Here is an 11,954-nt window from a genome sequence, read left to right on the forward strand (position 1 = left end):
GCAACAATGAAAATGGCATGCCACGTCGCTCTCGCCGCTCACCTCGCCACCTGCGTGTCAGTGGTCAACGCCGTCGCCGCTATCGTGATGAGCGCTACCCAACTCAGTCAGCTATGCCGCTGGCGGGTGCTTTCGCTTCACCAGAAATGGCATCAGGTAAAGTGTGGGTGCGTTATCCAGTAGCTCAACCGTTTGAACCCGCCTTTGTGGAAAATCCGGTTGCAGAACCACAGCCAGTTGAGTACGTGCAGGAAGTTACTGCTGTAGTAGAACAAGTCGCTGTTGTTGCCGCACCTGTTGTCGTTGCTGCGCCTGTCGTTGCTGCCGTAACTGAAACTGTCGTGCCGACTCCAGCCCCACAACATAAGCCAGGTGGTTCTTCGTCATCCGCTGCTGCCGTACCGGGCCGTGCGCCGGTTGTTGTGGAAACAGCAATAGTAGAAACGGCAATTGTAGAAACGGTAACTGTAGCGCCAATCGTTGAAACCCGTGCGATTGAAGAACCTACTCAGGTAACTGACATTGCACCAGCAGCAGAAACTGTGGTTGAAACGACAATGGAACCCGTCGCTGTCATGGAAGAAGCCGTAACCCAAGAGCCTGTTGTTGAAGAAACAGCAGCTGTAGTTGAAGATGCGACAGTCGCTGAAGAAGCTGTAGTTGAAGAAGCTGTAGTTGAAGAAGCTGTAGTTGAAGAAGCGGTGGTTGAAGCACCAATCGTGACGGAAACAGTGGTTGAAGATACTGTGGCAGAAGAAGCTACGGTAACTGAATCACCAACCGACACAGCTCCTGTTGCCGTTGCACCGCAGCAGCCAGTTGTTGCTCATCCTGAAGGTGTGTTATTCAAGCACTATGCTTCAGCGCCAATGACCAAAGCACCAGCACCTGATTACGAACCAGCATCGCCAAGCCAAGGCCATTGGGAACGTCCAGCCTTTGATTTTGCAGGTAAAGGTTCTGCGGGTGGTCATGCGGCAGCAACTAAAGCAACAGCACCAGCAACAAAGCCACAATCGGTTGAATAGTAGCAATATCGTTCGGCCCTAATAGTGTAAAACCCGCCATTTGGCGGGTTTTTTATTGAGCAAAGATTGTCACGCGATTTGCTTCACTTTCTTTATCTCAAGGCTTTCCAACTTGCCTTCAATAGCTTTGACAAACGCTTTGAAGTGTTCGGTTTTATTATGTTTTTCTAATGCATCCTCAGATGCCCAGCGCTCAAAAAACACAAAAGAGCCTTTTTGGTCGCTTTCAGCATGGAGATCATATTGCAGATTCCCCTTCTCTTCACGACTCGGTTCGATAACCTGATGAACTGCGGCGGTAACCTCAGCAATAAACTCAGGTTTCGCCACTAAACTGGCAATAACGCGAACTTCCATAGTTATTCTCCCATCTGTACATTTAACTAGCGTATTTGACGATAAATCAATCGCTCACCAACTTGGGCAATTTTTTCGAAACCTCTCTATAAGAGCCCCTTTTTGCATTGTTTTCAACTTAGCCGTAACAATCAGATGCATCTGGAGCACTTTCCGCTTATCCTTAGACCCCGCCGGAAACAGCACAAAAACCCCGATATCTCATCATGACTGCGGAGCTCGTTGAATGACTGCACAACCCCAAACCCTGAAAATTCGCCGCCCCGATGACTGGCATATTCATTTACGTGATGACGAAATGCTCAGTACCGTGCTGCCCTATACTTCCGAGGTGTTTGCTCGGGCTATTGTCATGCCAAACCTGACACCCCCGATAACCACAGTTACCAGTGCCATTGCCTATCGGGAACGTATTTTGGCGGCAATTCCTGCGGGCCATAAATTCACACCGCTAATGACGTGCTACCTGACCAATACTCTGGACGTCAATGAACTGACTCTCGGTTTTGAACAAGGTGTGTTTACCGCCGCTAAGCTTTATCCGGCCAATGCCACCACCAACTCAACCCATGGGGTTTCTGATATTCCAGCAATTTATCCGCTGTTTGAACAGATGCAGAAGATAGGCATGCCGTTACTGATCCACGGGGAAGTCACTGACGCGGCTGTGGACATTTTTGATCGTGAAGCTCGCTTTATTGACCAAATCCTGGAACCGATACGCCGTCAATTCCCAGAGCTGAAAATTGTCTTTGAGCATATCACCACCAAAGACGCAGCCGATTATGTGCTGGCAGGCAATCGTTTCCTTGGTGCGACCGTCACCCCTCAGCATTTGATGTTCAATCGTAATCACATGTTGGTTGGTGGAATTCGCCCTCACCTGTTCTGTTTGCCGATTCTAAAGCGCAGTACTCATCAAGAAGCCCTGCGTCAAGCGGTTGCCAGTGGCTCTGAGCGCTTCTTCCTCGGAACTGACTCAGCACCGCATGCCAAACATCGTAAAGAGTCATCATGTGGCTGTGCAGGTGTGTTCAATGCCCCGTCAGCACTTCCAGCGTATGCCTCTGTGTTTGAAGAGATGAACGCACTGCAACATTTTGAAGCATTCTGCTCTTTGAACGGCCCACGTTTCTATGGTCTGCCCGTTAACGAAGATTTTGTTGAATTGGTTCGGGTTCCTTTCCAACAACCAGAAGAAATCTCACTCGGAAACGAATCTATTATTCCTTTCCTTGCCGGCCAGAGCATCAACTGGTCAGTTAAAGCTTGATAACTATGGCGGTAGAGCGCGCTTTTCTCTACTGCCTCAAATTTTTTTATCCGCCAGTTGCAGCCCGAATTTTTATACTGTATAAATAACCAGTATAAATATTCGGAGGGCTAAATATGCGTGTTGAAGTCAGTATTGATAAAAAAAATCAGTTACCCGCAGGTGCTATCGAAGCACTCACCAATGAATTGAGTAAACGACTGAATACTAAATTCCCGGATACCACTACCGCAGTACAAGTGCGTTATGCCGGGGCCAATAATCTTTCTGTTTTAGGCGGTGCCAAAACCGATAAAGATCTCATCTCTGAAATATTACAAGAAATATGGGAAAGCGCGGATGATTGGTTCGATGCGGAATAAATCACAATAAAAAATATGTTGTATATCCTAAATGATTTAAGTTGCGGGAAGGCGGCAAGCGAGAAAATTCCGATGAGCTTACTGTGTCGTAAGTGATTCGGGTTATTGAGCGTAGCCAACACACATGCAGCTTTAAGTATGACGGGTATAGGTAAATGCTGTTTTGCCGGGGAATCGCTCCTCGGCTTTTTTCATTTTAATCTTCGCTTAATTAATCATCAGAAAATAAATAATTTGTAAAGATCTGTTGATAATCTCCACATTCACCAGCGCTTGCGTATACTAAAAAAGTTCACTTAGTATTGAGTCGCATTGATCCTCGTTAGTCACTCCAGTTAGTAACTACTATATAAGGGGTCTTTATGGACAGAAATGATGAAGTTATCCAGACTCACCCGCTCGTAGGTTGGGATATCAGCACTGTAGATGCATATGACGCGATGATGATACGTCTTCATTACCTGTCTTCCATGGATCAACCGCCTGAAGATGCGCTGGTTGATAGAACACTCTGGCTGACGACTGATGTTGCACGCCAATTAATAAATATCTTAGAAGCAGGCATTGCTAAAATTGAGTCATCAGAATACCAAGATCTTGACCGTCGTAAGCATTAATTATCACCTACAATTAATTTCTCAACGCGCATAAAAAGGCATCAGTGAATATCACTTGATGCCTTTTTATTAACCGTTCCCACCATAATATCGCTAACATCCCTTTTGCTCTCCCTGACCCCGTGCTATTACTATCGTTTTAATTTTTATCGCGACTTGCCGCCTTTCATTTAAATCATTCTGTTTATTATCAGGATAAAACTGCATTGCAAATCGAACAGTGTTAAATAAGGCTAGCGATGATATTCACCAAGGTGAAAAATATGGATTATGATTTGATTGTCATTGGTAGTGGCTCCGTCGGTTCCGCCGCAGGTTACTACGCCTCACAAGCTGGTTTAAAAGTGCTGATGATTGACAGTGCAATGCCTCCTCACCAGTCAGGTAGCCACCACGGCGATACCAGAATCATTCGCCATGCATACGGTGAAGGCGAGAAATATGTTCCATTAGTATTACGCGCACAAGCACTGTGGGATCAACTCTCCGCTCATACCGGTGAAAAATTGTTTCAGGCCAGTGGTGTACTCAATTTGGGACCTGATGATTCGACTTTCCTGAAAAATACACAACTCAGCGCGCAACAATATAATTTACCGGTCGACATTTTAAATGCAGCGCAGGTTCGTGAGAAATGGCCGGTATTTACTGTGCCGGATAATTATATTGGTGTGTTCGAACCACAGTCGGGTTATCTGCGCTCAGAATTGGCGATAAAAACACTGATCAAAGCCGTCACTGAGGCGGGTTGCGGTATTTTATTTAACTGCCCAGTTACCGCGATTGAACCCTTGGATAATGGGGTTGATGTCGTGACTATTGATGGTACCTACAGCGCCAGGAAAGTGGTGGTCACCGCCGGAACCTGGGTGAAAGAGTTACTACCGCAATTACCCATAACAGCCATACGCAAAGTCTTCTCCTGGCACCATGCCGATGGTCGCTACAGTGAAGGGAATCATTTCCCGGCATTTACCGTAGAGACTCCGGATAACATTCATTACTACGGTTTTCCCTCACAAAATGATGAACTGAAATTGGGTAAACATAATGGTGGTCAACCGATAGAATCAGCCGCACAGCGTAAGTCGTTTGGTGCTTATGCTGAAGATGGTACCGAAGTATTTGGCTTTTTGCGTCATTTCTTACCTGGCGTGGGTGTTTGCCTACATGGCGCAGCATGCAGTTATGATATGAGCCCTGATGAAGATTTCATCATCGACACCTTGCCGGATAACCCCCATATTATGGTGGTGACTGGCTTAAGTGGTCATGGATTTAAGTTTGCCACTGCACTGGGTGAAGTCGCCGCACTCTTTGCGCAAGATAAAACGTCACCTATTGATATTTCTGCCTTTTCACTTGCGCGATTTACTCATTCTTAGGCCACGAATGACAATTCGCTGATTAAATTGTTGCCAATACTCATTTGCTTTTAAGATGAGTTATTGGCAATTTATTTGCATTTCTTATATTTCAATCTCAGTACAAAACACTCTTAATTTTATTATTAGCAGGAGGTTTATTCGTTAAATCCGTCAAGAAACATCGCAAATCCCGAATTGACGCCGTAGTCATCAGAGGATTACCTTACCCTTGTGTGCAGCCAGGTATGGTTGCAGTTAGACAAGGATGTATGTCATATGAAGATATTAATTATTGATGAATGTTTTTATACCCGCTCAGGGGTAAATACTTATTTAAATAACTCAACATCGCTTAAATTAAGAGATGTACCTACGGTTGAACAAGCAACATCAACTATCCAGGATTTTAATCCTGAGATAATAATTGTTAATCTTACCCAATATTGTCGTTTTGGTGGTCATTGTCCATTATTAGAACATTTTATACGTTGTTGTGATCAGGCAAAAGTTTATATTTATCTGGATGCAGCCTATCCATTTAGTGAAACACCAATCCCTCTGACTGGCTCTGTTTCTATTCTAGCTAAAAAGCATTTGCCTGAACTGCTTCAAAGCTTATCCCGTGTTTCACACGATGCAGGCAAGTCACATCTGTCATGCCCCGCATCACTGTTCAGCCCACAAGAACATAAAGTCATGTGCTATTGGATGACAGAAATGCCCAACTACCGTATCGCTAAAAAATTAAATATCAGCGATAGCACCGTTTACTCACATAAACGCCATATTACTGAGAAAATAAAAGTCAGGAATCGCTTGGAGCTGTGTTTTATTTACAACGTATTCAAATATCTCTACTAGAAATTAGTCTATATTTAGAAAAACATCTCCAAGTAGTGCTTAATACCGAGCCGAGCCAATATTTATATAAGTTTAAATCACGAGTAATGTAGCCGGAACAATATAATGCAAAACAGCCTGCTGTTAGCCAGTATCGGTTACATTCTAATTAAATTATTTTATATACCCCCACGCTCCAATTTTCATCTTTTACGCACATATCTGTAGATAAATCATTTCTTTTGATTATTTCAAAACACACTAATTTAACTTCCAGATTATTGTTTATCCAATTAAAAACACCTATAATGCGCGATGATTTTAGCCGCAGGCAGTCAGTATGTTAAATAAATTGCTTTCAATAGTTATCAATAATGTGCGGGAGCATCTAATACTCTATATCTGTTTGTGGTTGATATTGTTGGCGCTGGATATTTATTTCTTTTTCTATTAGTTTACTGCCCGAACCATCCCTCTGGCATTGAGTGGGCCAGCAGGTATAGAAATCACCTGCTGCCCTCAGATTTTCAAATCAAGATATTGGCTTCTCCGCCTCAGTTTTGGCAGGCTTACCATCACTCAGTAACACTGCAAACTTATAACCAGCAGGCGTTAATTCTAGTGCGATTTTGGCAATAATGGTTAACGGCACTGAGAGCAACATACCTATTGGCCCCAATAGCCATCCCCAGAAAATTAATGATAAGAATACCACCAGCGTTGATAACCCCAAGCCGCGCCCCATCATGCGCGGGTCAATAATATTACCGCCAATCAGGTTGATGAGGATATAACCCCCCGTTACGGCAAATGCGTCGGCAAAACCGTTAAATAGCAAAGCCTGAATAATAGGTGGGATGGCGGCTAATACTGACCCGATATTAGGAATGTAATTGAGAACAAAAGCTAATAACCCCCATAAGAATGCAAATCTGACCCCCATCGCGGCCAAAAATAACCAAATAACAATCCCCGTCGCGATACTAATAATGGTCTTAATCACCAGATAATGTGTCACACCATTCAGTGCGCGGCGTAAAATGGCGTTTCCTTGCTCAGGGTTATCAAACATCAATTGCATTTTATAAGGCAAGCGCTCGACTTCAAACAACATGAAGACGACTGTCATTAATAGCAAGAAGGTGCTGGCCATTGCTCCAGAAAGGTGGCTAAGCAGACGGGTAATAAAGTTCATCGCCATGCTGGGATCGACATGCTTCATGATGTCATCCACCGAGAATTCGATATTAAAGCGCATAGCAAATTCTTGCAGGTCGCGCATTTTTTCCAGCATCATTCCGCGATATTGCGGTAATGAACGGGCAAATTCATTTAATGAAGAACCTAAGCGGCTAAACAGCAATGCCATCAGCAAAACAATAATGGTTACCAGTAAGACGATAGCCAGTGTGCGGGGGATCTTTATTTTCTCGAGTAATTTCACCAACGGGTTTAAAACAATAGCGAGAAATATTGCCAGTAAAAAGGGAACTACTATAGGCGACGCCGCCTTGATCCCAGCCATAATCACGACCAACATTGCCAGCATCGCAACTAAGCGCAACCCTTGGCCACTTACCACAGGTTTTGTCATTATCAATCCTTGTATTGGAACCGCCACGGCTCAAAATGGCAAAAAAAAGACGTTATCGGATAAAATAACCGACAACGCCTTATTTTAATAGCACCAGATATTACTTATCTATGCCCTTTTCCGGTATGGGAATATGCATCGTTGTTTGCAGTAACCCCTTAGACTTATTAAATATCTTAATGCCGTTTTCACGTCCAGCCCGGCGAGCGCGTTGCTCTTCTTGAGGTAGCTTCAGCTCTTCCTGACAAATCGGGCTACAGCAACCTTCAAATTTTGTCGCACAAGCGGGGCACTGAATAAATAGCAAGTGGCAGCCATCATTCTTGCAGTTAGTATGTGTGTCGCTTGGTGTGCCACACTGATGGCAATGCGCGATAACATCATCCGAGATCCGCTCACCCATCCGCTCATCAAAAACAAAGTTTTTACCTATAAATTTAAGTGGCAAACCTTGTTCTTTTGCTTTGCGGGCATATTCGATAATCCCGCCTTCGACGTGATAGACGTTTTTAAAACCATTATGCAACATATAGGCGCTGGCTTTCTCACAGCGAATCCCACCGGTGCAATACATAACAATATTCTTCTCTTTGTCATGTTGTAGCATATCAACTGCCATCGGTAATTGTTCGCGGAAAGTATCCGAAGGAACTTCTATCGCATTTTCGAAATGGCCTACTTCGTATTCATAATGATTACGCATATCGACGAACAAGGTATCGGGGTCATCAATCATCTGATTAACCTGATCGGCCTTCAGATAATACCCGACGTTACTGGGATCGAAACTATCATCATCGATGCCGTCAGCCACAATGCGCTCGCGGACTTTCATACGCAGCACCCAAAATGACTTGCCGTCATCTTCATGCGCGACATTCAGCCGTACCTGATCCAACGCAGGATGTGCGGCAAACAGCGCCACTTTAAATTCATCATAACGGTTGGCAGGCACGCTAATTTGGGCGTTGATACCCTCTTTGGCCACATAAACCCGGCCGAAAACGCCGAGCTTAATAAATTGGCTATAGAGGTTATCGCGGAAGGCTTTCGCATCTTCCAATATGAAGTATTTATAAAAAGAAACTGTGGTGCGCGGTTCGGTTTCAGCCAACATGCGCGCTTTAAGTTCCTCATTAGAAATTCGGTTATGTAACACTGGCATGGTGTACTTTCCTGTCTTTCAGAGAGGTTACTGATAAATATTTAATTACTGCTCAATGGGTTACGTAAGTCATTCGACTGCTAACCACGGTAAATCATCGCGCAATAGAACTGATATTTTGGCACCGGTCACCCCGTGCGGCGCATATAATACCTGAAACACCAACAGGGCACATCTCTAGCGGCAATCTCGATCAGTAAAAGCGGAGAGAACGACGCCGGTGAGTAAAGCAACTCCAGCGGCAATCAGTAACGTTTTGCTCTGCCAATCGGCACCGAAATAACCCAATATGCCCCCGACGACCAATAATCCCGCACTGAGTTTTGCAGCTGTCATCGACGGCTCTCCGATAAGAATGAATAACACCACGTAAGTGATTAACCAATAAATACACCAGCACTATCATAACGCAGAAATAAAAAATCCCTCTGCAAGTGAGAGGGATTTATTTATCCTTGGGTTAAAATTGTCTTGTATTAGCTTATTCGTTGCAATTTAGCCGGTAGCCCCTGCCGGACTGCCGCGCCACTCACCCAATCGAGCCAGGTGTTGGGGACTTCTCTGGTGGGGTCGGTAAAACCGAGATCGTTCAAATTGGTTCCCTGGCCGATTCGTGGGTCTGACGCCATCACAACGCCATCCAGTGTGTGAGCTCTGGTACCCATTTCGCGATGACCATAACCATGTTCAATGGCAACAACACCAGGCATAACGCCATCCAATAGACTGACTTGCACCTCCATCTGCCCTCCCGGGGTCATTAACCGCACAATATCACCATGCTGAATACCATTGCGCTGCGCATCTTGTGGGTTGATCGCCACCAAATTGGTGGATTTGACCGCACGTAGGCGCTCAATCATCGCCGTTGAGCTGCTCATCAGATGAGACTTAAATGACATCAAGCGTAATGGCCAGTCGGTTACCGGATAATGCTGGAACACATCCGAGCCGTCCGCCAGGCGCGGCGGATACCAGGTCGGGCAGCCGCTGTAGCGCTCACCGGTAATGGCATGGTGATGTTTCGCCACATTTTCATTCCAGATTTGCAGTGGTTTTTTCCATTGTGGCCCAGTGGCGTCACCGTTCCAGCTTTTCTCATACGGCGCAAACCGCCCACCACGCGCCAGCAAATAAGCCACACGCCGCTGCTCGTCTTGGTACAAACTGCGCTGAAGTGCAGGCCATAGACGATCGACGCCGGTTAAGCGCAATTCGTCATCAACGGCCGCTGGCAGCGGCTTTTCGCCACCATAGGCAATATTGGCTGCCGCGCGTAAGTAATAATCTTCCGCGCGATCCAGCGACAAGCTATTCCCCTCGCTATCCTGCATGGCATTAGCCCCAAATCCCGGCAACTTCATCGCCTTAGCAACAGCAATCAAGAAACTCTCCATTGCCACCGGTTCACCTTGTGCGGTGCGGGCCGTACGTGACTCCACCACTGGCCAACGAGCGGTGCTGGCCTTCACTAGTACACCAGCCCACGGCGCACTGAATCCCCAACTCTCAAAATTATGCGTGTCCGGCACGATATAATCTGCCAACGCGGTGGTTTCATTCATAAAAGCATCGATAGCGATGAATAAGGGTAACTGACGGGGGTCTTGCAACCGCTCTTCAATCAGATTGCGTAGGCCCGCCACCCCATACAGCGGGTTGGTCATATGGCTTATCCAGGCTTTCAGCCGATAGGGGTAACCCGCCAGTGCTGGGGCTAATTGTTCGGTTAACTGCCCGCCAACAAACGGATACCACGGGCCACGGGCCGGATAACCTGATTGCCCTTGTTGGATTTTCTGCTGATATTCTTCTGACTTTTCATAAGGCTGTTTACTGCGCGATAGCGGTAGCCCCTTTGGCTTAACCATGCCGACAAAGGTGGCTAACTGGTAACGTGGCCCATCGGCAAAACCATCAAACTTGCCACCGCCGACCGACACACCGCCTTTAAGGTTGAGATTACCAATCATGGCATTCAACATCATGACTGCCCAGGTGGTGTAAAACCCGTTGCCCCCCATCATGCCGCCATGTGAAATCACCGCAGCCTGACGCTGATAGGCAGTGAACTCGCGAGCTAAACCAATAATTGTCGCTTCCGGCACGCCACATTGCTGGCTGTATTCGGCCAGCGTAAAGCGCGCAGCAGCTTGTTGCAGACATGTCATGCCCGATTGCACTTGTACCTTTTGACCATCATGTAAGGTGACGTCTTGGGTGACGAACAATTCGGCCTGTAACATCTGAGCGGCGGGTTGTAACGCTCCATCAATGGCTTGCGCTAATACAGGGCTTTCTTCTCCCTCAGCGACGGGTTCACCACTCAACATATTGGCGCGTAAAAACTGCCCCGCCAGCGGATGGGTTTCTGTGGTGATAACCAAATGACTGGCATTAGTCCAACTGCGCTCCCCGGCGGCTTGCATCGCCATTTCACCAGGAATGGCAAGATAAGCGTGGTTAAACCGATGCTGTTCAATAATCCAGCGGATGATTCCCATCGCCAGTGCGGCGTCGGTTCCCGGCAGTACCGGAACCCAGCGGTTATGTTGATTGGCCAGTGTGGTGGTCAGCGGCAAAGCAGGAGCGACCACCACATAATTGAAATCATCCCGTTGGCGGGCATTGGCTAACTGTCGCCCCTGACGTTTAAACGGGTTACCCGATTGCGCCGGTGAGGTTCCCAAAAACAGGGCGAAACGGACGTTATCCCAATCAGGCTTAACATGGGCATTTTTGTCCAAATCCCCCATCAACGCACCAGAACCGGCGCGGTAGGCCAGCCCACAATAGGCACCGTGGCTACCCAAGTTTTTGGTGCCAAATGCCTGATGAGCAAAGCGCTGAATAAAAGCATCTCGCCCATCATCACCGGCATTGGTTACCAGCAATTGGTTAGCTTTCGGGCCTAAAGAGGGCTGTTTAGCATCAATGGGTGTATCCAAATCACGGATAGCGCGCAGCCCCTCAACCGGCCCCTCGCCAAATAAATCGCCACCCTCGGTCACCTCGACGACTAATTGTTCAAAACTGATACGCTGCCATTTACCACTACCGCGCGGCCCCACTCGCTTCATCGGTTCCGTGATGCGGTAAGGGCTATCGACGCCTTCCAACAGGGTTGCCCCGCGGGCACAAGCGGTCGAGCGCCCTGTCATGCCCTGTTCACCGCCAAGACGTTGCAGCGCTTCGCCTATCGGTAATTGATAAGGGAAGTGGTAGTCATGAGATAAGGGGTGGTAAGGGTTACCAGCGATGCGCAGGATCTTGTTCTGCTGGGTATCGACCCGCACCCGTAAGCCGCACAGAGTCCAACAGCCAAAGCATTGTGTCATGGAAACAGCCTGC

The 11,954-nt window shown here is 46.8% G+C and carries 11 protein-coding genes and 1 pseudogene; 7 read left to right on the top strand and 5 right to left on the bottom strand.

Annotation, left to right across the window (positions count from 1 at the left end; all coding sequences use genetic code 11):
- Nucleotides 1–1,028: pseudogene (locus ACNSO8_RS06955) on the top strand (ribonuclease E); the annotation flags it as partial.
- Between the two features lie 69 nt (nt 1,029–1,097).
- Here ACNSO8_RS06955 and ACNSO8_RS06960 read toward each other — a convergent pair.
- The gene (locus ACNSO8_RS06960; RefSeq protein ID WP_019079805.1) at nt 1,098–1,385 is read right to left on the bottom strand and encodes a putative quinol monooxygenase; all 288 of its coding nucleotides are present in this window, start codon (nt 1,383–1,385) and stop codon (nt 1,098–1,100) included.
- Nucleotides 1,386–1,611: 226 nt separating this feature from the next.
- Here ACNSO8_RS06960 and pyrC point away from each other — a divergent pair, with 226 nt between their 5' ends.
- The 6 genes from pyrC to ACNSO8_RS06990 all read left to right on the top strand — a co-directional run bounded on the left by pyrC (nt 1,612) and on the right by ACNSO8_RS06990 (nt 6,298).
- Nucleotides 1,612–2,658 carry a dihydroorotase gene (pyrC, locus tag ACNSO8_RS06965; protein ID WP_263699714.1) on the top strand — a complete coding sequence of 349 codons (1,047 nt, stop codon included), beginning with the start codon at nt 1,612–1,614 and terminating at the stop codon, nt 2,656–2,658.
- 116 nt (nt 2,659–2,774) lie between these two features.
- Nucleotides 2,775–3,020, top strand: a complete 246-nt coding sequence (dinI, locus tag ACNSO8_RS06970; RefSeq protein WP_005157917.1) for a DNA damage-inducible protein I — start codon at nt 2,775–2,777, stop codon at nt 3,018–3,020.
- A gap of 362 nt (nt 3,021–3,382) precedes the next feature.
- The gene (gene bssS, locus ACNSO8_RS06975) at nt 3,383–3,637 is read left to right on the top strand and encodes a biofilm formation regulator BssS (RefSeq protein WP_005157914.1); all 255 of its coding nucleotides are present in this window, start codon (nt 3,383–3,385) and stop codon (nt 3,635–3,637) included.
- A 263-nt stretch (nt 3,638–3,900) separates the two neighbouring features.
- Nucleotides 3,901–5,022 carry an N-methyl-L-tryptophan oxidase gene (solA, locus tag ACNSO8_RS06980; RefSeq protein ID WP_418394221.1) on the top strand — a complete coding sequence of 374 codons (1,122 nt, stop codon included), beginning with the start codon at nt 3,901–3,903 and terminating at the stop codon, nt 5,020–5,022.
- Nucleotides 5,023–5,280: 258 nt separating this feature from the next.
- The gene (locus ACNSO8_RS06985; RefSeq protein WP_019079808.1) at nt 5,281–5,865 is read left to right on the top strand and encodes a LuxR C-terminal-related transcriptional regulator; all 585 of its coding nucleotides are present in this window, start codon (nt 5,281–5,283) and stop codon (nt 5,863–5,865) included.
- Between the two features lie 319 nt (nt 5,866–6,184).
- Nucleotides 6,185–6,298: a DUF2770 family protein gene (locus ACNSO8_RS06990; protein ID WP_071988901.1), complete on the top strand. Its 114-nt coding sequence runs from the start codon at nt 6,185–6,187 to the stop codon at nt 6,296–6,298.
- Nucleotides 6,299–6,376: 78 nt separating this feature from the next.
- On the opposite strand, the gene ACNSO8_RS06995 is transcribed toward ACNSO8_RS06990, so the two are convergent.
- The 4 genes from ACNSO8_RS06995 to ttrA all read right to left on the bottom strand — a co-directional run.
- The gene (locus ACNSO8_RS06995) at nt 6,377–7,438 is read right to left on the bottom strand and encodes an AI-2E family transporter (RefSeq protein ID WP_005170771.1); all 1,062 of its coding nucleotides are present in this window, start codon (nt 7,436–7,438) and stop codon (nt 6,377–6,379) included.
- A 100-nt stretch (nt 7,439–7,538) separates the two neighbouring features.
- On the bottom strand, nt 7,539–8,603 hold the full coding sequence (locus ACNSO8_RS07000; RefSeq protein ID WP_019083410.1) for a rhodanese-related sulfurtransferase: 1,065 nt from the start codon (nt 8,601–8,603) through the stop codon (nt 7,539–7,541).
- A 177-nt stretch (nt 8,604–8,780) separates the two neighbouring features.
- Nucleotides 8,781–8,939: a hypothetical protein gene (locus tag ACNSO8_RS07005; protein WP_019083411.1), complete on the bottom strand. Its 159-nt coding sequence runs from the start codon at nt 8,937–8,939 to the stop codon at nt 8,781–8,783.
- A gap of 140 nt (nt 8,940–9,079) precedes the next feature.
- A partial coding sequence (gene ttrA / locus ACNSO8_RS07010) for a tetrathionate reductase subunit TtrA (RefSeq protein ID WP_418394222.1) occupies nt 9,080–11,954 on the bottom strand: 2,875 nt, incomplete at its 5' end.

The organism is Yersinia sp. LJYL362, assembly GCF_048323875.1.